The organism is Peptoanaerobacter stomatis, assembly GCF_000238095.2.
Taxonomy (GTDB): Bacteria; Bacillota; Clostridia; order Peptostreptococcales; family Filifactoraceae; genus Peptoanaerobacter; species Peptoanaerobacter stomatis_A.
Genome location: NZ_JH815225.1, coordinates 1,155,043 through 1,177,106, shown reverse-complemented (window position 1 = coordinate 1,177,106; position 22,064 = coordinate 1,155,043). Strand labels below are relative to the sequence as shown.

The window sequence follows — 22,064 nt, the reverse complement described above, 5'->3', positions numbered from 1 at the left end:
TACAGTAAAAATTAAAAATTGAACTCCAATCGTAGTTATTTTTATGAATGGGGGCAGCTATGCCGAATAAAAAAGATGAATTAGAACTTATTATAAAAAAAGTTATAAAAAGAGTTTTAGAAGAACAAGAAAAAAAAGAAGTAAAAGAAAAAAATACATATATAGTGTTTAACGAAGTTTGGGACAACAGATATTATTTTTTATTTGAAGAGCTTAATAAGATAAAGGATAAGAATGTATATGCTGTTTTGTTAAATGAAGACTGTAATGTGTATAAAAATAAAATTGAAAAGCTCTATACATTCACAAAAGTGATGAAATTAGAGGAATTTTTGTGTGAAGAAGAAGATGTGATTATATTTCCTGTTATGAAAAGAGATGAAGTTATACATATAGCAAGTTGTTTAAGTGATACCAAAACAACTGAGTTGATAAAGAAATGCTTTGAAAACGGGGTTAAAATATACATCTTGAAATACGGAATAGAAAAATTAACAGGCAAAGAGCCTGAAAAATATAAACAGAAGATACTTAATTACTATAAAGAAATTTTTGAATTCGATATAGAAATAATTGAAAACCTGAAGGTGGTGATGTAGTTGAAACAAGCGCTTGGGATGATTGAAATTAAAGGTCTTTCAACAGGGATACTCATCGCAGATACGATGGCTAAAACAGCAAATATACGAATATATGAGATAGAAAATACAAAGGGACTTGGATATATGACAATAAAAGCTGTCGGAGATGTAGGAGCTATAAATTCAGCTATAAGTGCGGCGAAACAAGAGGCAATGGCATATGGTAAATATATAAGTTCTTCGGTTATACCACGACCTAATGATTTTATCTATGACGCTTTTTTAAAAGACATATCATCAGAAGAAAAAATAGAAGATGATAAAGAAAAAGAAGATGTAAAATCTGTAGAAATAATCGAAGAAAAAATAGAAGAAACTACTATAAAAGAGGAAATGGTTGAAAAAGAAGAATTGGAAACAGAAAAAGAAGAAACTTCAGATACAACCGTCAAAGATGAAGAAACAGAAGAAATAATTGAAGAGAAAATTGAAAAAATAGAAATAGAAGAAACATCCGATGATAAAGAGGAAAATACAAAATCAACTTTGAAAAATACAAATAACAAAAAAAATAAGAAAAAAAAATAAAAAAATAACAATCTGTTTTGATGCCGGAGGTTGATTATGCTTATAGCAAAAGTAGTTGGAAATGTTGTCGCCACTAAAAAAAATGATACTTTAACAGGATATAAATTAATGGTAATTCAACCTATGAGAGCTGACTTAACAGAAGACGGATGTCAAAAAGTGGCAGCGGATTATGTCGGTGCCGGAATAGGTGAGTATGTATTAGTAGGATCCGGCTCTTCTGTAAGAGTAGAGGAGCAAAGAAAAAGCTCATTAATCGATATGGCGATTATAGGGATAATAGACGAAATAGTTGTCTAAAGGAGAAAATATGAAGGAATTGAGAGGAGTATTTTCAACTGTAAATGAAACTGTACAAGCGGCGAAAAGCGCACTATATATATATTCAAAGCTTTGTATGAAAGATAGACAAGACATAATAGCGAATTTAAGACAAGAGCTTTCAAAACATATAGACGAACTCGCCAAGATGTCACAAGAAGAAACCTGCATGGGAAAAGTCGAGGATAAAGCTGTAAAGATAAGACTTGCAATAGAGCAGACACCGGGAGTGGAAGATTTGGAAACAAAAGTAAAAACCGGCGACGGAGGTATGACGTTTTTTGAATATACAGCTTATGGAGTAGCTTGTGCAATACATCCGAGTACGAATCCATGCGAAACCATGATTAACAACACGATTGGTTTATTATCTGCAGGAAACAGTGTGATAAATTGCCCTCATCCAAGAGCGATGGAGGTTTCAAAATATTTAACGGATATAATAAATAAAGTTATATTTGATGTGTGCGGTATAGAAAATATAGTAGTAACCTTGAATGAATGTATGCTCAAATATATAAAAGAAATAATGACACATCCTGATGTGGATTTGATAGTATCAACAGGTGGTTCTGAAAATGCAAGAGCGGCTATAGCCTGCGGTAAAAAAGTAATTTCAGGAGGAGCTGCAAACCCTACATTTATAGTAGATGAAACGGCTGATATTCAAAAAGCTGCATATTGTATATCAAAAGGCGCAAGTTTTGATAATAACATAACTTGCGTAGGAGAAAAAAATATAATAATTGTTGATAAAGTATGCGAGGAATTTGAAGAAGAACTCAAAAAAAATGATGTATTTTATATAAGAGATGTAAAACAAATGCTGCAACTTTCAAAATTACTGCTCACTGAAGACTTGCTTCCAAATAAGCTTTTAGGCGGAAAGAATGCAGATTTAATATTGGAAAAAGCAGGCATAGTTACAAATAGGAGTTATAAGTTAATAGCTGTTGAAACAGTGAAGATACATCCGTTTGTTACACAAGAATTGTTATTACCTCTTATAAGCGTGGTGAGAGTAAAAGATTTTGATGAAGCTTTAGACGTTGCGCTATCGGTAGAACAAAATTTAAAACATACGGCAGGAATACATTCTTCAAGAATAGACAGATTAAATTTAGCTCAGAGAGTTCTTAAAACATCAATATTTATCAAAAACGGTTCATCATTAGATGGAATAGGCATATGCGGAGTTGGCGGTACAAGCTTTACAATAGCCAATGTTACAGGCGAAGGAGCGATTACTGCGAAAGATTTTGCAAGAAAAAGAAGAATAGCACTTGTAGATAAATTTTCTATAAAATAATATATTTTAAGAAAGATAGTGTGAAGATGAATATAATTAATCAGCATACAAAGATATGTATGGGAAAAGATGCCTTAGACATACTTAAAAATATAAAAAAATCTAAAATTTTGATAGTATCGGATGAATTTCTTGTAAAAAATTCTATGATAAAAAAAATTACTCAAAAACTTGATTATACAAATAAAATAGAAGTTTTTGACAGGGTAAAACCTGATCCGTCTTTATCTATCGTATCTGATGCAATAAAAACCATGGTTGATCTCGATGCAACGCATATAATAGGATTTGGCGGAGGTTCAGCAATAGATACTGCAAAAGGTGTGATATATTTTTTAAGGGAATCCAAGAGGATTGAGCATGATATAGAATTTATAGCCATACCTACAACGAGCGGAACAGGTTCGGAGGTAACATCAGTAACGGTTTTGACAGATGAACAAAAACAGACGAAACATTTAATTGAATCAGACGATATATTACCGGATGTGGCAATATTGGATGCAGAATTTACCATGTCACTTCCAAAATCAATAATAGCCAATACAGGTATAGATGTACTCACACATATAATAGAAGCATATGTGGCAAAAGGAGCAAATGAATATTCAGATGCGCTTGCCGAAAAATCAGGAGATTTATTGATAAAATATCTGTATGAAAGCTATTCAAACGATAAAAATGATATTGCCAGAGAAAAGGTGCATATAGCATCGAATTTGGCAGGAACAGCGTTTAATATAGCAGGTGTGGGACTTAATCACAGCATTGCACATCAAATCGGAGGATTTTATCACATACCGCACGGACTTGCAAATGCAATATTGCTTAAAGAAGTCATAGACTTTAATGCAACAGATAAAGCTGCTAAGCAAAGGTATATAAAATTTGCAAGAAGAACAGGTATGGCAGGAGATAATTTGGATGATAATATGGCATTTAGCGTATTAAAAGAATACATAAGTGTAATGATGAAACTTATGGATATGCCTGATAAAATATCCAAGTGCAATATAGACAAAGAGCTTTGGGATAAAAATAAAACCGTTTTGGCAAAAAATGCACTCAAAGATAATTGCTTGAAATATAATCCTAAAAGTATTTCGGAAAAAGAAATAGTTGCAATTTTGGAAAAAATCTATTAACTTATTATTATAACGTATTTGACTTTTAATAAGAGAGGTTTTTTCTATGGCGGAGAACAAAAATTCAGCGAACATTTCTATTAATGAAAAATATTTACAAGGCGTAGAGCAAATAGATATTATTTCGGTATTCGGTAAGAAGAATCTTGAAGAAATACAAAAAATAATTTCAGATGTTACAGGGCTTGCCTTTGTTACGGTAGATTATAAAGGCGAACCTGTAACTGAACAGACAAAATTTACAAGATTTTGTCAAAAGATGAGACAAGATAAAGAAAGACTTCCTATTTGCAAATTGTCGGATGCTTCGGGTGCAATAATTGCGGCTACAAGCAAACAGACGAGCATATATTTTTGTCCGTGCGGTTTATTGGAAGTGGCAATACCTATAATAGTAAATGACAGGTATCTTGGAGGTTTTGTAGGTGGGCAGGTATTATGTGACGATGCGCCTCCTTATGTTATGAAACTCAGCAAGAATATGTCTGCATCAGGAAAAGATTTAGAAGATGTGGATATATTATCTCAAAAATATAAAGAAGATTTGAAAGATTGTGCAAAGTATACATATAACGAGTTTGTATCAATATCAAAGCTGATAGAACTCGTAATAAGTCAACTCACAAAGCAAGAGCTCATATCAGGACATAATAAAATGAAAAATCTCAATAAGATAGGAGAGCTTGAAGACAAGATAAAAGAGTTGGAATATAAAAACAGTCTGTTAAAGAGCAAGTATGACACAATACTCAGATATACAAATATATTCTTTGTCAGAAATATATTTAATATGCTGTCGAACTTGTCAATAATAGAAGGGGCGACAAAAACAAATGATGCAATATTAAAGTATTCCAATTTCATAACAAATGAATTGCAAAATAAAAATTCCAATACAATAAGCGATGAGATACAAAGAATAGAAAACCTGATAGCCATAAATAAGCTAAGATACGAAAATAGAATTTATTGCAATATAGAATGTAGTGAAAATCTAACAGATATAAAGATACCTTTTTCCATAATATTACCGTTTGTTCAGGCATCTATGTATTATAGTTTGACTACGAATGAAGCGGATTATAAATTGGAAATATCAATAGATAATATAGAAAACGATATAGTTATAAAAATGGAAGATAATGGGCCTGGACTAAGTATAAGTGAATTGGAGAAAACATATAAATTATATGGAGAAAATCATGAAGGGACACATATATTAAAATCAGTCAGGGATATGAAAAGATCTTTGACAGATATGTTCGGTAAAGAATATAAGCCGGTATATGATTATCAAGAAGATATAGGTACAAAACTCACGATTAAATATCCGATTAATTTTGACGAAGGAATAAATTATGTATAAAGTTCTTATAGTAGATGATGAGGAACTGGTTAGACAAGCAATGGCAAAGATAGTTTCATCAGTAGAAAATTTTGAAGTCAAATTTTTTGCTAAAAACGGTCAAGAGGCTTTAGATATATGTAAAAATGAAAAAGTAGATATAGTTTTTATGGATATAATGATGCCGATAAAAGACGGCATAGTGGCAAGCAAAGAGATATTGGATATAAATCCTGATATAAGCATATATATAGTGTCAAGTTATAACAGTTTTGAGCTTGCACAAAAAGCATTAAAAAACAAAATCAAACAATATGTTATAAAACCTACAGACAGCACTGTAATTAAGACAATATTAAGTAATTTTAAAGACAAGAAACAAAAAGAAGAAATATCAGTAAGCGTCAATGTAAATAAATTTATAGAAGAAAATGACTTTTCAGGACTATATGACAATATATCCATAATAGCGAAAGAAATATATAATAATTGTTCACAAAGTGATTTTAAAGATAATATGTACAGATTTATTTCAGTCATATTATATTCGTTCTTGCCTACGGTAAAGAAGAATAAAATAGAATTACAGCAGATTTTTCCGCTTCAAGACATGTATTTAAAAGACGAAAGATTGATATTCATTTGGCTTTTTAAAGTATATGAATATATATTTATAAAAAGAAGTGAGGACAGGTATCCTATATTAAAAGATATTTTTTCATATATAGAAAAAAATATAGTAAATAACATATCTCTAAATGATATAGTTAAAAATTGCAATGTATCTCAAGGATATTTAAGCAGAATTTTTAAAAAAGAATTTAATATGACAGTTATGAACTATATACATATAAAAAAGATAAATATAGCGAAAGAATACATATGCTTGTCAAGAATGAACATATCAGAGATATTTTTTAAAGTCGGATACAATGAATTCAGCTATTTTTGTAAAGTGTTTAAGAAATACGAAAAAACTACTGTATCAAGGTTTAGAAATTATAATGCAATAAAAGAAAATTGTATGTCTGAGAATCCTTGATATAACAAAATCTTAGTATAGTTTTAATTTATACATAAGGATTTGCTGTAAAATAGAAATTTAAAAAAATGTTCATGCGGAGTATATAAATTAAATTTGCTTTAACTATGAAGATTTTAAGAGAGTTGGTGATTTGTTATGTATAAAGTATTGACTTCTGAATCAGTGACAGAAGGGCATCCTGACAAAGTTTGCGATCAAATTTCCGATGCTATACTTGATGCACATTTGGAGCAGGATCCGTTTTCAAGAGTAGCTTGTGAAAGTTTCATAACTAACGGAGCTTTGTTTATAGGAGGTGAAATAACTTCCAATGCAAAAGTCGATGTGAAAGAAGTAGCTAAAAATACCATAAAAAAAATAGGTTATACAGATGAAGAAAGCGGTTTTAATCCTGATAAGGCTATAATAATGACTAATATAATAAAACAGTCAGAAGATATAGCTATGGGAGTTATAAAAGAAAAAATTTGTGCAGGTGATCAAGGTATGGTATACGGATATGCGACAGATGAAACGCAAAACTATATGCCATATACAATTCATACAGCACATAAATTGGCGCGAAGACTAGCATATGTAAGGAAACAAGGGATAATACAAGGACTTTATCCTGACGGAAAAACACAAGTAAGCGCAGTATATGATGAAAACGGAAATGTTCAAAAAATAGACAGCATAGTAATAGCCGCACAACATCATAGAGATATAGATTTGAGCAAACTCAGATATGAAATAATAGAAAAAGTAATATTTGAAGAAATAGATAAGAACTTGTTGAAATCTGATACAAAAATTCATATAAATGCCACAGGATTTTTTGCAAAAGGAGGTCCGTCAGCTGACAGCGGTCTTACGGGCAGAAAGATAATAGTTGATACTTATGGAGGTATAGCAAGACATGGAGGAGGAGCATTTTCAGGAAAAGACCCTTCAAAAGCCGACAGATCAGCTGCTTATCTGGCAAGGTATATAGCAAAAAATGTAGTTGCGGCAGGACTTAGTAAGAAATGTGAAGTAGAGATGTCTTTCGTAATAGGTAAAGAAGGGGCTCAAACAGTATATATAAATACATTCGGAACTGAAAGAGTATCAAAAGAATGTATAGAATATGCAATAAAAAACACATTTGATTTTACAATAGACGGAGCAATAAACAATTTTAATATGAGAACTCCTATATATCTTGAACTTGCATCTTATGGACATTTCGGAAGAATGGAAGAAAGATTTGCATGGGAGAGAACCGATAAAGTTTCCAAATTAAAAAATCAAGTAAAAACTTATATACAAAATTATATATAGTTATTTGACTGATAAGAGAAAAAATTTGCATATTAATCATAAATAAAAAAATTTCTATTATTTATGAGCATATTTTTCATTTTTGTGAAAATGTATAAAAAATAAAATCATTTATGGTTTTATTAGGTAATTGTATTATTAACACCATATGTCTACTTTTATTAAGCAATAGTTCACACAAAAAAGTTTAATAATTTTAAAATTTATGAAATGGAGAAGACTTATGGATATTATGTTATTAGTTGGAGCATTTTGTGGCGGTGTAGTAGGAACAGCATTCGGAGCAATACCGTCATTTATAATTACAGGTCTGTTGGCATTATCAGGCGGAATTTTGTCTATGTCAGGTATAAATGAATTTTCTATCGGTCATATTACATTCGGATTGTTTTGGGGACCTCATATAGCTTTTACTGCGGGAGCGGCAGCGGCAGGATTCGCAGCTATAAAAAGAAAAAAACTGTCTTCTGCACAAGATGTATTAAAACCTTTATATGAACTTAATGATATACCTACTCTTATTGCCGGCGGAGTATTTGCAGTAATAGGATTTTTATTTTTTACATTATTTACAACAAAATTAAGTTTCTTAAAAACCGACGCACCTGGAGCAGCAGTATTTTGTACATTGATGGTTTGCAGACTTTTAGTAGGAAAAACTGGACCGGTGGGAACATGCAGTTTGGATGTAAAAAGAACATGGTTGCCTAATCCTGATTTAGGGTTATTAATGCACGCGTTTTTAGGGGCGACATTCGGAATAGTAATAAGTGTGGTTGGAAATGCAATGATGTTGTCAGGTATGCCGAAAGAACAATTGGCAAGTTTTCCGTTAATATGTTTCGGAATAAGTGCAAGTTCATTGGTATTTTTACAAACAGGGTTCAGTATTCCGGTTACGCATCATATAACATATCCTGCGGCAGTTGCATATGTGCTTACAGGGAATATTTTGATAGCAGCTATTGTAGGAGCTGTAAATGCAGTGGCATGGCAAGCTGCAGGAAATATATTCAACAGTAATTGCGATACATATATAGATCCTCCTGCAACAGTTATAATGATATCAGTATCAATAGTAAATTTACTGTTCGGATAAAATTTTAGAGAATTTAAATTAATAACATCAAGAAATAAAAATAAATTATATTATTTTAAATTTTTTGATTTATATAATTTGTAGAAAGAGGAATATTTTATGAATCAAGAGGAATTTATAACTTTGGTTTGTAAACGTGTTCAAGAAAAACTTGATCAAATAGAAAATTATAAAATCCCGATTGGAGTTTCCAACAGACACGTTCATCTTTGTAAAAAGGACTTGGAGACTCTGTTCGGAGAAGGATATGAGCTCACAAAGAAATCTGATTTAAAACAACCGGGGCAATTTGCTTCAAATGAGCTTGTAACAATAAGAGGTTCAAAAGGTGAATTTGAAAATGTAAGAATATTAGGACCTATAAGAAATAAAACTCAAGTTGAAATATCGCTTACAGACTCTTTCAGGTTAGGTGTGAAAGCTCCTATAAAAGAATCAGGAAAATTGGAAGGAACTCCGGGACTTGAGATAATAGGACCGAAAGGAAAGATAAGTGTTGATGAAGGCACAATAGTTGCGTTAAGACATATTCATATGACACCGAAAGAAGCAAGGCTTATGAATGTAAAAGACGGTGATTTTGTAGATGTGGAGATATTCGGTCAAAGAAGAGCAATTATGTCAAAGGTGCTTGTAAGAGTGTCTGACTCATACAGGTTGGAAATGCATTTGGATACAGACGAGGCAAATTCTGTATCTATAAAAAACGGAGATTTTGCGGTTTTAAAAAATAAAAACAGTATTGTTCAGTAATAGGAGGGAGAAATGAACGCAGAACTGTTACAAGATGTCGTAAGACAAGTGTTAAGTGAAATGAAATTGGAATCATCAAATATATTAAGCAATGAATATAATTATGGTATTTTTGATGATATGGAAGCAGCAATAAATGCGAGTGAAACAGCACAAAGAAAATTATTTGAGTGCAGTGTACAGCAAAGAAATGAATTTGCAAATGTTATAAGAAGAGAAGTGCTCAAAAAAGATAATCTTGAGATGATTTCAAGAGATGCGGTAGAGGAAACTGAAATAGGAAGATTTGAAGATAAGATATTAAAAAATAAAGTGGCAGCTGAAAAAACTCCGGGAATGGAAGATTTGACAACAAGAGCCATAACAGGAAAAGATGGACTTATGATTGAAGAATATTGTCCGTTTGGAGTCATAGGCTCAATAACACCGACTACGAATCCTACAGAAACTCTTATAAATAATTCAATATCTATGATAGTTGGAGGAAATACTGTAGTATTCAGTCCTCATCCAAGAGCAAAAAATGTTTCTATAAAATTGGTTAAGATGATGAACAAGGCTTTGGAAGAATACGGTGCACCGAGAAATATGATAACAATGGTAAAAGAACCTTCAATAGAAAATACCAATCTTATGATGAGCAATCCTAAGGTTAAGTTGCTTGTAGCGACAGGAGGTCCATTTATCGTAAATACTGTTTTGTCATCAGGAAAAAAAGCTATAGGAGCAGGTGCAGGAAATCCTCCTGTAGTAGTGGATGAAACTGCGGATATAGAAAAAGCCGCTATTGATATAGTATCAGGTGCAAGCTTTGACAACAACGTGCCTTGTATAGCTGAAAAAGAAGTATTTGCAGTAGACAGCATATCTGATATGTTGATTTATCATATGAAGAAAAACGGAGCATATGAAATAGTATCACAAGATATGATAGAAAAATTGGACAAATTGGTATCACAAGAAAATGGAAAACCTAAGACAGAGTTTGTAGGTAAATCAGCAAAATATATATTAGAAAAATTAGGAATATATGTAGATGACAGTATAAGATTAATAATATGCAGAACATCTAAAAATCATCATTTAGTACAAGAAGAAATGCTTATGCCCATATTACCTATAGTAAGCGTATCAGATGTAGATATAGCAATAGAATATGCATATGAAGCTGAACATGGAAATAGACATACAGCAATAATGCACTCCAAAAATGTAGAAAAATTGTCTAAAATGGCAAAAAAATTAGAAGCGACTATATTTGTTAAAAATGCGCCTTCATATTCAGGAATAGGAGTAGGTGGAGAAGGACATACAACATTTACTATAGCAGGACCTACAGGAGAAGGTATAACTTCAGCAAAATCATTTTGCAGAATAAGAAGATGCGTAATGCACGATTCTTTCAGCATAAGATAAATACTATTAAAAAAATACTTATAATTAATACTAAAACCTAATAGAACGATATGAAAATATGTGTAGATTTAAAATATAACACTATTTATGGACTCCTATAATATAAATTATCTATCATTCTGTTGGGTTTTATATTGTTGTAGCTTAAGCAAAATAAAAAAGCGTGCCATTTGGCACGCTTTTAAGCATTTATTGATAAATGCTTTATTTTTTTCCGAATTTTTTGTTGAATTTTTCAACTCTACCACCTTTTTCTACAGATTTGTTAAGACCTGTATAAAATGGGTGACAAGCAGAGCATATTTCCACTTTTACTTCATCTTTTGTAGATGCAGATGTAAATGTGTTTCCACAAGCACAGTGTACTGTTACTTCTTTGAATTCAGGATGCAAATTTGGTTTCATTATTTCACCTCTTACTAAATAATGGGCAATAGTTGCTTGTTATTGCCAAATAAATTATTAACTTAGAGATTATATCATATTTTATTACAAAAATCAATCATAATAATTTATCAATGTTTTTCTTTTTTGTAATACAATATGAAAGAGTATAGATTTATACCTATAGACAAAGCAAATACAAAAAATAAGACAAGATTAGGCAAAACAGAAGGAACTATGTTTATAAAAGGTATTATTATAAATAAAATACCGATTAAAACAGATAGATACCCTGCCAGTTTGTTAGTTTTATTCCATATAATTTCATCTTTTAAAGTCCACATATTTCGTACACCTATTATAGCGTTTTGTTTATTTTTAGGCATATAATTACCTATTATTAAAAATATCAAACCTATGAATATTATCGGTATTTTAGTATTTAATGAAAAAAGTTTTTTAGAATTGATATAAATTGCCAAGAATATAATATTGCTGACTATCGGCGTTATAAAAATTGTAAGTTTTACTAATATAGGGTTTTTGTTTTGACTTTTTTTATCAAACGGATCAAAATGAATTGTAATACCCAATATAATTGTTAATAAAGCCATTACGATAGGCAAGTAGAAAAGCAATACATTTTTATCCGCATAAGAAGTGACATTTCCGTTAAAATCAAATCTGTTAGGCAACATTTGAGGAAAACTGTCATATTTTAGAAAACCTATTATACAAGGAATAAGACATAATATGGAGCTAAATGCGATTAATTTTTTAGATAAAATATTATTTTTACTCATAATAATTACTCCTTCTTATTAAAAAATTGGGAAAACCACATCATAACGTCTTCAAAGACAGATATGTTTAATTCATAATATATATAATTTTTTTCTTTTGTCTGTTTTATGAGAAGGGCTTGTTTTAATATTGACAGGTGATGAGATATTGTAGCATCAGTTAGAGAAAAATGTGAAGATATTTCTCCTGCGGACTTTTTTTCTCCGTCTTTCAGCAATATTAAAATATCTCTTCTTACAGGATCAGACAGTGCTTTAAATGTTTTTGCAAAAGCCAAGACAATACCCCCCCAATTTTAGAGAAAATTAGAAATGCGCAAAATAAGAAAAAATATATCCGTTAAAGCGATATATAAAAATAAAACTATGTTATCATACTATATATGGCTGTTAATAACTATAAAAACTGCATTTTGTATACATCTAAGAGAAAATTAACGCTTTTGAACAAATTTTTTATGAAAAATAAAGCATACAGTATTTAGATAAATATCTAAATACTGTAATTATTATATAAAAATAAATATTAAATGTCAATAACTATTTAGAAATTTATCTAAATAGTATATATAACAGCAAAAAAATAGTGCCGAATAAGACACTATTTTTAAGATGATTACTATATTTGTCTTGTTTGTTGTTTTAAAAATTCTTTTAGTTCTTTATCTTCTATTAACGGACTTATCTCGTCAAACACTCTTTTGTGATAGTTGTTTAGCCAAAGTTTTTCTTGGCTGTTGAGCAAATCGACATCTACCAAGTCAAGATCGATTGGAACGAGTGTCAAATCAATAAATTTTAAAAATTTGCCGAATTCCGTTTCCTTATCAAATTCTGCGTATACAAGATTTTCTATTCTTATACCGTGATGACCTGCTCTGTATAGTCCGGGTTCGTTTGATACTATCATGCCGCGTTTGAAGCCGACATTGCTATAAGCTCCTGATATTCTCATAGGACCTTCGTGTACATTTAAAAAAGCTCCGACTCCATGACCTGTTCCGTGGAAAAAGTTCAAATTTTCTCTCCATATAGGCTCTTTTGCGATTGTATCTAATTGACTTCCTGTTGTGTTTTCAGGGAAAACGGCATTGGATAATGCCAAATGACCTTTAAGTACAGTAGTAAAGTCAAATTTTTCTGTATCTGTAGGTGTACCGAGTGAAATACTTCTTGTTATATCTGTTGTTGCTCCTAAATATTGAGCGCCTGAATCAAGTAAGAGTATAGACTTTGGCTCTAATTTATAATTAGTTTCTTCAGTTGCACTGTAATGAACTATTGCACCATGGTCTTTGTATCCTGATATTGTATCAAAACTCAAATCTACACATTTATCACATTGTCTTCTGAATTCTTCCAATTTGTCGGAGACACTTATTTCGCTCATATCTATTTTTTTGATATTTGTTTTTACATAATGAATGAGTTTTATAACGGCAACTGCATCAATTTTATGATAATATATAGCATTTTTAAGCTCAGTATCATTTTTTATGGCTTTTTTTGATGTGATAGGGCTTAATATGTCCACAATTGAATTTGTATCATCTATATTTGTGTAAAGCATAAAGTTGAGCGCCGATTCATCCAACAACATATTTTTATTTTTTATAAGTTTTATGTCATCATATATTTTTTCATATGGAAGTATTTGTATGTTGTTTTTGCTCAGATATTTTTTTGTATCTTCTTGTAATTTTTCGTCATCTATATATAATTTTACTGTGTAATTATTGAAATCTTCTCTGAATTCTATAGATACATATGAATAAAATACAGGGTTGTAAGTAACATCTGTGCCTCGCATATTCAATAGATATGCTATATCATCAAGTTTTGTAAGTGCAGTGTAATGGCATTTGTGCTCTTTCATCACATCTGTAATATATTTGATTTTTGAGCTTATATTTTCTCCTGTTATATCATCATTTAAAAAATAGGCTGTATTTTTAGGAAGTGTTTGTCTTTCCTTCCACAATTCATCAGCGAAGTAGACATCTAATAATATTTTTGAGTTTTTCTTTTCTGCAATGCCTAAGAGGTGTTTTCCAAGAGAAGTGCTTATACATTTGGCATCAAATCCTATTGCTTGACCGGCTTTTATATTTTCTGCAATATATGCCGGAAAATCTGAACTTTCATCACTGCCAAGTTTGTGTAGTGTGATTTCTTTAGGAAGTTGTGTTTCGGCTTGCAAAAAATATCTTGAGTCAGTCCATAAACCTGCTCTTTCCTGCTCTATTACAAGTGTTCCTGCTGAACCGTTAAAGCCTGATACAAATTCTCTCAATTTGAAAAAGTCGGCGACATATTCACTTTGGTGATAATCATTTGTCGGGATTATATAGTAATGGACATTGTTTTTTTTCATACTTTCTTGTATTTGTTTTAAAATTGACATTATTTTCCTCCATTTATATATAAATTTTTTATAAAAAAATCTTATTGATAAGTAGATATTGATATTGGGTATAATTTTAAATTATAACATTATTTTTATAATTTTACAAAAAATAATTCAATTATTAGCTGAATTTTTTGCTTTTTAAAATATCATTATATATTAACCTGCAAAGTTAATTGAAAGTTGACTAAAATACTATTTTTTGTAATAATTATATGTTTTTTGGTAATATGTAATTTAAAATGGATTATTATAATAAATTTAATTTTTATGAAAGAGTTTTTTTATGAAACAAATAAGAAATAAATTTTTTAAGTATGTGTCACTCAATATTATGAGTATGATGGGTTTGTCTTTTTACATACTTGCGGACACTTTTTTTATTGCAAACGGGTGTGGAAGTGACGGACTTGCAGCTTTAAATATAGCATTGCCGGCATATGGTTTTATGTTTGCTATATCCAATATGATAGGTGTCGGTTTCGGCACAAGGTTTAAAATCGGTTTTGATGATTATGAACTTAAATGCAGTATCTTCAGTAAAGGTGTGTTTTTTGCCCTGCTTCTTTCATCTATTTTTTTGCTTACAGGTCTATTTTTTGCATCGGATATTGCTTATATAATGGGTGCGAGAGATACTGTGCTTGATTTGTCAACCACTTATTTAAAAGTAATACTTGTTTTTACACCTGCATTTATGATAAACAGTTTACTGATTAGTTTTATTCGTAATGACAATCATCCGTCGCTTTCTATGAAGTCTGTAATTACAAGTAGCATTGTAAATACTGTATTTGACTATATATTTATATTTCCCTTTGATATGGGTATGTTCGGAGCGGCAATTGCGACAGGAATATCACCGATTGTAGGAATAGCTATACTGTCTACACATTTTATATTCAAAAAAAACAGTTTTAAATTAAAAAAGACAAAAATAGAATTGAAAGAGTTTTTTTATCTGTCATCGCTCGGGATATCGTCGCTTATAAATGAAATTTCATCAAGTGTGGTAATAATAGTGTTTAATCTTATACTTTTGAAATATTCTTCCAATGTAGGCGTGGCTGCGTATGGAGTTGTTGCTAATATAGCACTTGTAGTTGTTGCGATATTTAACGGTGTAGGCAACGGCATACAGCCTATAATAAGTGAAAATTATGCAAAAAAAGATTTTAAATCCATAAGCTATATAATCAAACTTGCTATAATTACGGAGATTATTATTTCTGTAATCTTATACGCATATATGTATATTAATGCCGAATTTTTGACAAATCTGTTTAATTCAAATAAAGACGAAACCCTTTTAAAAATGGCTGTTGAGGGGATAACAATCTATTTTTTGTCCATTCCTTTTACAGGGATTAATATGATTACAGCAACATCAATGCAAGCCATGGAAAAGCCAAGAATATCATTTATAATTTCAATATTAAGAGGCATCATAATAATAGTGCCGCTTTCCATATATCTTTCAAGCATGTTTATGATAAGGGGAATGTGGGGTTCATATACATTGACAGAAATGATTGTAAGTCTTATGTCTATAGTGTTCATAATGAAATACGGAAAGAATAAAGAATAAAAAAATTTTAGAATTTATGATATAATAAAAAAGAAAAAATTTAGTTACATTTATATTATAAAATTGAATAAAAAAATAATTATCATAATTTTAAATATATATTCAAAGGAATTGATGAGATGAGCAATATTTTTCCTAATTATATAGTGATAGAGCAAATAAAATATCATAAAAAAACAAATAAAATAGAAATTTATGTAACATCCGATGATTTCATAAAAGAAGAGATTATATTGGAAAAAACAGTACAAATCAAAGAAGAATTGTCTTTAAACGAATTGGAGATAATATCAAGCTATAAAATATCATCAGATGATACGGACAAGTTGAAAAGATATGAAAATATACTGCGAGTCAGAATAAATGAGACATTTCCTTCAACAAAAGAGCTCAACGGACATCTTTTAATCAATTACAATAAAGAAAATAATTGCTACGATATAACCATAGTAAAATCTGCAATATATAATTTGTTGATGAAAAAAGATGCCCAAAATGTGTTGAATAAAATTATAAAAAATCAGATAAACCTTGATATAACAGCCAACATAATATTGGACGAAGAAGAAATAGATATGCAGGAGTATGAAAAGAATCAGGAACTTGAAAATACAAATATTACAGCAAATCTCATTAACATGAAAGAAGTAAAACAGGAAAAACAAAAAACTCAAGATGCACCTAAAAAAGTGGAAATAAAAGGTGAAAGTGTGCCTATATCACAGATAAAAGGTGAATTTGACAATGTTATAATAACAGGTGAAGTATTCAATGTAGAAACGAAAGTTTTGAAGAACAACAAAACCATGATAACTTTTATAATAGGTGATGATACGGACGCTATTTATTGTAAAAGGCTTATAAATGAAAAAAATGGCGACAGCGATATGTTGTCAAACGGTCAGTATATAAAAGCATCAGGCAAAGTGGAATACGACCAGTACAAAAAAGACTTTATGCTGAACGTACAAAAAAGTCAAGAACTTATAAAAATAGTAAAAAAAGATTTGTCACCTGAAAAAATGGTAGAATTGCATGCACATACTACCATGTCGCAAATGGACGGTTTAACCTCTGTAAAAGAGTTGATTAAAAGAATAAAAGGCTATGGACATACAGCGATAGGCATAGCAGACCATGCAGTTGTACAAGCCTATCCTGAAATTATGGAAGTTGCCAACAAACAAGGTATAAAACCTATATACGGCTGTGAATTTTATATAACTGAAGACACACAAGAGCATATAAAGGTAAGAAAAACAGCAGGTTTTAATGATGAATATGTTGTGTTCGATATAGAAACAACAGGTTTTTCCAATAAAAATGATGCGATTACGGAAATAGGGGCTGTAAAAATAAAAAATTGTGAGATAGTAGGCACATTTTCACAGCTTATAAATCCTAAAAGACCGATACCCGAAAAGATACAAAAACTCACAGGCATAACAGACGAGCTTGTTGCAGATAAACCCTTTATAGAAGAAGTGTTGCCGAATTTCTTGGAATTTTGTAGCGGAAGTGTACTTGTTGCACATAACTCGGATTTTGATACAGGTTTTATCAGAGAAAAGTCATTTGAGCAAAAATTGAACTATGATTTTGACGCAATAGATACGCTTGTATTGTCAAGGCTTATAATGACAGAGCTTAAAAATCACAAGCTTAACACTATTGCCAAAGAGCTTGATATTTCACTTGAAAATCACCATAGAGCAGTAGATGACGCCACAGCTACAGCACATATATTTTTGAAATTCATAGAAAAACTCAAAAATATGGATATAGAGGATTTCAACGATATAAACAACAAGATAAAAAGCATAGACGTAAGTAAGATAAGACCTACAAATGCAGTAGTAATTGCAAAAAATCAAGCAGGTATAAAAGATTTATATAAATTGGTTTCGCTTGCACATATAAAATACTTGCAAGGAACTACACCTACTTTACCAAAATCTGAATTAAAAGCATTAAGAGAAAATCTCCTCATAGGCTCAGGATTTTATGAAAGTGACATATTTTCAGCAATACTTAGCAATAATTCCATAGAAGAAATAGAAAATTTAGTAGATTTTTATGACTATATAGAGATAAATCCTGCAACTACAATGCGAGGACTTATAATAGAAGGAAGAGTAAAAGATTTTGACGAAATAAAAGATATAAACAAAAAAATATTAGATATAGCACAAAGGAAAAATAAAATAGTTATAGCATCATCAAACTCGCATTATCTTGATGAAAAAGAACAGTTATACAGAAAAATTTTAAAAGCCTCTATAAAAAAACGTGATGAAAATGCAAACGACGACCTGCAACTAAGAACAACAGACGAAATGCTTGAAGAATTCTCATACCTTGGAGAAGATATTGCAAGAAAAATAGTAATAGAAAACACAAATAAAATAGCAGAAATGATTGAAGAAGTAATGCCTGTACCTGACGGAACATTTCCGCCTATTATAGAAGGCTCGGACGTTGAACTTAGAGATATGTGCTATAAAAAAGCAAAAAGAATATACTCAGATAATTTACCCGAAATAGTAGAAAAAAGACTTGAAAAAGAACTTAACTCCATAATAACAAACGGTTATGCAGTTATGTATATAATAGCTCAAAAATTAGTTACAAAATCATTGTCAGACGGCTATCTCGTAGGCTCAAGAGGATCAGTCGGTTCATCACTTGCTGCATATATGAGTGATATTACAGAAGTAAACGCACTTCCGCCACATTATATATGTCCAAAATGTAAACATAGCGAATTTATAACAGACGGCTCATACGCAACAGGAGCAGATATGCCTGATAAAAATTGCCCTGTTTGTAGCGAAAAATATATAAAAGACGGATTTGATATACCATTTGAAACATTTTTGGGATTTGAAGGAGACAAAGAACCAGATATAGACCTTAACTTCGCAGGAGAATATCAACCAAATGCACATAAATACACCCAAGAGCTTTTCGGAGAAGATTATGTGTATAGAGCAGGAACAATAGGTACAGTTGCGGACAAAACAGCATTCGGCTTTATAAAAAAATACGAAGAAACATATAATGAAAAATTTTCTATCCCATATATAGAAATTTTGCAAAATTATTGTGTAGGCGTAAAGAGAACATCAGGTCAACATCCCGGTGGTGTAATGGTAGTACCGGATTATAAAGATATATATGACTTTTCTCCGATACAATATCCTGCAAATGATAAAAAATCAGGAACACTCACAACACACTTCGACTACCACTCAATAAGCGGTAGAATATTAAAGCTTGACATACTCGGACACGACGGTCCGTCAATTATAAAACAACTCGAAGAATTTACAAACACCAACGGTACAGACGCTCCGCTAGACGATAAAGAAACCATGGAATTATTTTCAGGAACAAAATCACTTGGTTGCAGCTTAGAAGAAATTGATTGTATAACAGGGACACTCGGAATACCTGAATTCGGTACAAAATTTGTAAGACAGATGCTTATAGATACAAACCCGACTACACTTGGAGAGCTTATAAGAATATCAGGGCTTTCTCACGGAACACTCGTATGGGTAGGCAATGCACAAGATTTGGTAAGAAATAATATAGCTACCTTAAAAGAAGTAATATGTACAAGAGACGATATAATGAATTATCTTATATTAAAAGGACTAAAACCAAAGACATCATTTAAAATAATGGAAAATGTAAGAAAAGGTAAAGGACTCACAGAAGAATACGAAAAAGATATGGTGGATAACAAAGTACCTGAGTGGTATATAGACTCCTGTAAAAAAATACAGTATATGTTTCCAAAAGCCCATGCCGCAGCCTATGTTATGCTTTCATTCAGAATAGCGTATTACAAGATACATTATCCTTCAGCATTTTATGCAACATATTTTACAACAAAAGTGCTTGATTTTAATGCTAATATAATATCCAAAGGCAAAGATGAAATATTGAAAAAGATAAAAGAAATAAATATGCTCGGAAAAAGTGCTACTACAAAAGAGCAAGGTCTTCTCAGTGTACTTGAAGTCGCATATGAAATGTATCAAAGAGGTATAAAACTGAAAAAAGTAGATTTATATAAATCTGATGCAAAAAAATTCAAGCTTGACGAAAGCGGGGATTTGATACCACCATTTTTATCAATACAAGGATTGGGAGACGTAGTAGCAGAAAAAATATATCAAGAAGGTAGAATAAGAGAGTTCATATCAATAGAAGATTTAAAAAACAGAACTGGTATATCAAAAACTGTTGTTCAAGAGCTCATAGACAGCGGTTGTATAGACAGTTTGTCGGCAACAAACCAAATAACATTTGGATTTTAATTCAAAATAGACTTTATTTATACTAAACACTAATTGAAAAGTATAATATAATAGTAGTCTTAAAATTTTATACTTTTTCGAAATAATCAATTATATTTTTTTTAATAGTGTTTAGTATAAAATGTTTCTATTATAATAAAAAGGAACAGGCTTATGAATGATAAAGATTTTATAAAAAATGAAAAAGTTCCAATGACTAAAGAAGAAATAAGATATGTTACAATGGGATATTTAGATATAACGAGTAAAAAAAATATTTTGGATGTCGGCTCAGGCACAGGTACGATAAGTATAGAAGCTCTTATGCAAAATCCTAACATACTTGTAACTGCAATAGAAACTGATGACAAAGCCTATGCTACAACTCTTATGAACATAGAAAGTTTTGAACAAAGATATGGCAATATACAAAACAGAATAAAATTGCTGAAAGAAAAAGCACCCTGTGAATTAGATGTCGAATTTGATGCCGTATTTATTGGAGGTAGCAAAGGAAATGTAAAAGAGATAATAGACTGGGCAGGCAATTTGTTAGAAAAAAACGGTACAATGGTGCTTAATTTCATAACTTTGGAGAATTTTTACGATACTTTAAAAGCGATAGAGGAAAATAATAATCTTACAGATATTAAAGGTTGTCAGCTTTCTGTCAATAAAATTGAGAATTTGGCAAGGTATAAATATCTTAAACCGCTCAATCCTGTGTTTGTGATAAGTTGTAAAAAAATATAAATTATATAGTGTCCATATTAGATTATCGGTATAAGTCTGTAAAAGGCTGAAATAATTGAAATTGACTTTATAAATTACTATAAAAACAAGAGGTAAAGAATGTCCAAATTATATGCAATAGGTGTAGGTACGGGAGATAACAGTATTTTGACCTTAAAAGCTGTGGAAACTCTACAAAAAATAGATATACTCTATTGTCCTACATCAAAAAATGATAACACAAGTATAGCCTATACAATAGCAAAAAAATATATAAGAGATAAGGTACAAATAAAAAATAGGCATTTTCCTATGATAAGAGATAAACAAAAGCTCGAAGTTGCATTTAATGAGATAGCAGACGAGATAAAAAAAGACGTACAGCTCGGCAAAGAAGTAGGTTTTGTAACAATAGGCGACGCAATGATATATTCGACTTTTATATATATTTTAAGAAAACTTAAAGATGAAATAGATATAATAACTATATCCGGTATACCGTCATTTGTAGATGTTGCGAGTAAAACCAATTTTCCGATAGCTTTTGATGACAATGCGTTTGTAGTTGTGCCTGCCACTACGAGCATTCAAAAATTGGAGGAATATATAATTTCTTTTGACTCTATTGTGATAATGAAAGCATATAAAAACTATAACGATATAATATCGCTCATAAAAAAATATAATTTGCAAGAAAACACTATTGTTGTAAGCAACGCATCACTTGAAAATGAAATCATATTACAAGGTGAAGAAATTTTTGACAAAAAAAATGAAGAGTATCTTACTACTATTTTGATAAATAAAAATTTTACTCAAGCAGAAGAAAATACTGTAAAAAGTCAAAATATTTAAAAGATATTATAATTTATATTGTTTGAATACTGAATTATTGTTTTAATTTATTAAGAAATAATTTCTAATTTAATATTTTTAGAA

General features: G+C 30.6%; 19 protein-coding genes. 15 read left to right on the top strand and 4 right to left on the bottom strand.

The genetic code is table 11. The features are described from left to right. Positions 1–59 precede the first annotated feature (59 nt). From HMPREF9630_RS04975 to HMPREF9630_RS04925, 11 genes are all read left to right on the top strand, one after another. Entirely contained in the window at positions 60–599 is a 540-nt protein-coding gene (locus HMPREF9630_RS04975; RefSeq protein WP_009527441.1) for a hypothetical protein, read from the top strand. Continuing rightward, positions 600–1,169, top strand: coding sequence for a BMC domain-containing protein (locus HMPREF9630_RS04970; RefSeq protein WP_009527440.1), 570 nt, complete (start codon positions 600–602; stop codon positions 1,167–1,169). A 36-nt stretch (positions 1,170–1,205) separates the two neighbouring features. Next, entirely contained in the window at positions 1,206–1,469 is a 264-nt protein-coding gene (locus HMPREF9630_RS04965) for a EutN/CcmL family microcompartment protein (protein WP_009527439.1), read from the top strand. Positions 1,470–1,479: 10 nt separating this feature from the next. Next, a complete protein-coding gene (locus HMPREF9630_RS04960; RefSeq protein ID WP_009527438.1) occupies positions 1,480–2,799 on the top strand; it encodes an aldehyde dehydrogenase in 1,320 nt (439 codons plus the stop codon). Positions 2,800–2,825: 26 nt separating this feature from the next. Beyond that, entirely contained in the window at positions 2,826–3,944 is a 1,119-nt protein-coding gene (locus HMPREF9630_RS04955) for a 1-propanol dehydrogenase PduQ (protein WP_009527437.1), read from the top strand. Between the two features lie 46 nt (positions 3,945–3,990). Continuing rightward, positions 3,991–5,310, top strand: coding sequence for a PocR ligand-binding domain-containing protein (locus tag HMPREF9630_RS04950; protein ID WP_009527436.1), 1,320 nt, complete (start codon positions 3,991–3,993; stop codon positions 5,308–5,310). Further along, entirely contained in the window at positions 5,303–6,331 is a 1,029-nt protein-coding gene (locus HMPREF9630_RS04945; protein ID WP_009527435.1) for a response regulator transcription factor, read from the top strand. Before HMPREF9630_RS04950 ends, HMPREF9630_RS04945 begins: the two co-directional genes overlap by 8 nt. Positions 6,332–6,469: 138 nt before the next feature. Further along, complete coding sequence (gene metK / locus HMPREF9630_RS04940) at positions 6,470–7,636, top strand: methionine adenosyltransferase (RefSeq protein WP_009527434.1); 1,167 nt, start codon at positions 6,470–6,472, stop codon at positions 7,634–7,636. 223 nt (positions 7,637–7,859) lie between these two features. Next, positions 7,860–8,735, top strand: coding sequence for a DUF7973 family transport facilitator (locus tag HMPREF9630_RS04935; protein WP_009524271.1), 876 nt, complete (start codon positions 7,860–7,862; stop codon positions 8,733–8,735). 99 nt (positions 8,736–8,834) lie between these two features. Further along, on the top strand, positions 8,835–9,488 hold the full coding sequence (gene pduL, locus HMPREF9630_RS04930; protein ID WP_009527433.1) for a phosphate propanoyltransferase: 654 nt from the start codon (positions 8,835–8,837) through the stop codon (positions 9,486–9,488). A 12-nt stretch (positions 9,489–9,500) separates the two neighbouring features. Further along, positions 9,501–10,904, top strand: coding sequence for an aldehyde dehydrogenase family protein (locus HMPREF9630_RS04925; RefSeq protein ID WP_009527432.1), 1,404 nt, complete (start codon positions 9,501–9,503; stop codon positions 10,902–10,904). A gap of 204 nt (positions 10,905–11,108) precedes the next feature. Here the strand turns inward: HMPREF9630_RS04925 and rpmE are convergent, their stop codons facing one another. The 4 genes from rpmE to HMPREF9630_RS04905 all read right to left on the bottom strand — a co-directional run bounded on the left by rpmE (position 11,109) and on the right by HMPREF9630_RS04905 (position 14,495). Next, on the bottom strand, positions 11,109–11,309 hold the full coding sequence (gene rpmE / locus HMPREF9630_RS04920; protein WP_009524268.1) for a 50S ribosomal protein L31: 201 nt from the start codon (positions 11,307–11,309) through the stop codon (positions 11,109–11,111). Positions 11,310–11,419: 110 nt separating this feature from the next. Continuing rightward, entirely contained in the window at positions 11,420–12,091 is a 672-nt protein-coding gene (locus HMPREF9630_RS04915; protein ID WP_009527431.1) for an SdpI family protein, read from the bottom strand. A 5-nt stretch (positions 12,092–12,096) separates the two neighbouring features. Then, entirely contained in the window at positions 12,097–12,369 is a 273-nt protein-coding gene (locus tag HMPREF9630_RS04910; RefSeq protein WP_009527430.1) for an autorepressor SdpR family transcription factor, read from the bottom strand. 341 nt (positions 12,370–12,710) lie between these two features. Continuing rightward, complete coding sequence (locus HMPREF9630_RS04905) at positions 12,711–14,495, bottom strand: aminopeptidase P family protein (protein ID WP_009527429.1); 1,785 nt, start codon at positions 14,493–14,495, stop codon at positions 12,711–12,713. Positions 14,496–14,784: 289 nt separating this feature from the next. Here HMPREF9630_RS04905 and HMPREF9630_RS04900 point away from each other — a divergent pair, with 289 nt between their 5' ends. The 4 genes from HMPREF9630_RS04900 to cobI all read left to right on the top strand — a co-directional run bounded on the left by HMPREF9630_RS04900 (position 14,785) and on the right by cobI (position 21,980). After that, on the top strand, positions 14,785–16,086 hold the full coding sequence (locus HMPREF9630_RS04900; protein WP_009527428.1) for an MATE family efflux transporter: 1,302 nt from the start codon (positions 14,785–14,787) through the stop codon (positions 16,084–16,086). A 119-nt stretch (positions 16,087–16,205) separates the two neighbouring features. Further along, positions 16,206–20,414, top strand: a complete 4,209-nt coding sequence (locus HMPREF9630_RS04895; protein ID WP_009527427.1) for a PolC-type DNA polymerase III — start codon at positions 16,206–16,208, stop codon at positions 20,412–20,414. 153 nt (positions 20,415–20,567) lie between these two features. Next, on the top strand, positions 20,568–21,146 hold the full coding sequence (gene cbiT, locus HMPREF9630_RS04890; protein ID WP_009527426.1) for a precorrin-6Y C5,15-methyltransferase (decarboxylating) subunit CbiT: 579 nt from the start codon (positions 20,568–20,570) through the stop codon (positions 21,144–21,146). A gap of 99 nt (positions 21,147–21,245) precedes the next feature. Next, a complete protein-coding gene (cobI, locus tag HMPREF9630_RS04885; RefSeq protein ID WP_009527425.1) occupies positions 21,246–21,980 on the top strand; it encodes a precorrin-2 C(20)-methyltransferase in 735 nt (244 codons plus the stop codon). Positions 21,981–22,064 lie beyond the last annotated feature (84 nt).

Excerpts from the sequence above, each read along its gene's own strand:
- rpmE (WP_009524268.1), bottom strand. The coding sequence starts at position 11,309 with ATGAAACCAAATTTGCATCCTGAATTCAAAGAAGTAACAGTACACTGT.
- metK (WP_009527434.1), top strand. The coding sequence starts at position 6,470 with ATGTATAAAGTATTGACTTCTGAATCAGTGACAGAAGGGCATCCTGAC.
- HMPREF9630_RS04925 (WP_009527432.1), top strand. The coding sequence starts at position 9,501 with ATGAACGCAGAACTGTTACAAGATGTCGTAAGACAAGTGTTAAGTGAA.
- cobI (WP_009527425.1), top strand. The coding sequence starts at position 21,246 with ATGTCCAAATTATATGCAATAGGTGTAGGTACGGGAGATAACAGTATT.
- HMPREF9630_RS04950 (WP_009527436.1), top strand. The coding sequence starts at position 3,991 with ATGGCGGAGAACAAAAATTCAGCGAACATTTCTATTAATGAAAAATAT.
- HMPREF9630_RS04905 (WP_009527429.1), bottom strand. The coding sequence starts at position 14,495 with ATGTCAATTTTAAAACAAATACAAGAAAGTATGAAAAAAAACAATGTC.
- HMPREF9630_RS04965 (WP_009527439.1), top strand. The coding sequence starts at position 1,206 with ATGCTTATAGCAAAAGTAGTTGGAAATGTTGTCGCCACTAAAAAAAAT.
- HMPREF9630_RS04975 (WP_009527441.1), top strand. The coding sequence starts at position 60 with ATGCCGAATAAAAAAGATGAATTAGAACTTATTATAAAAAAAGTTATA.
- HMPREF9630_RS04955 (WP_009527437.1), top strand. The coding sequence starts at position 2,826 with ATGAATATAATTAATCAGCATACAAAGATATGTATGGGAAAAGATGCC.
- pduL (WP_009527433.1), top strand. The coding sequence starts at position 8,835 with ATGAATCAAGAGGAATTTATAACTTTGGTTTGTAAACGTGTTCAAGAA.
- HMPREF9630_RS04900 (WP_009527428.1), top strand. The coding sequence starts at position 14,785 with ATGAAACAAATAAGAAATAAATTTTTTAAGTATGTGTCACTCAATATT.
- HMPREF9630_RS04945 (WP_009527435.1), top strand. The coding sequence starts at position 5,303 with ATGTATAAAGTTCTTATAGTAGATGATGAGGAACTGGTTAGACAAGCA.
- HMPREF9630_RS04960 (WP_009527438.1), top strand. The coding sequence starts at position 1,480 with ATGAAGGAATTGAGAGGAGTATTTTCAACTGTAAATGAAACTGTACAA.
- HMPREF9630_RS04935 (WP_009524271.1), top strand. The coding sequence starts at position 7,860 with ATGGATATTATGTTATTAGTTGGAGCATTTTGTGGCGGTGTAGTAGGA.
- HMPREF9630_RS04895 (WP_009527427.1), top strand. The coding sequence starts at position 16,206 with ATGAGCAATATTTTTCCTAATTATATAGTGATAGAGCAAATAAAATAT.
- HMPREF9630_RS04915 (WP_009527431.1), bottom strand. The coding sequence starts at position 12,091 with ATGAGTAAAAATAATATTTTATCTAAAAAATTAATCGCATTTAGCTCC.
- cbiT (WP_009527426.1), top strand. The coding sequence starts at position 20,568 with ATGAATGATAAAGATTTTATAAAAAATGAAAAAGTTCCAATGACTAAA.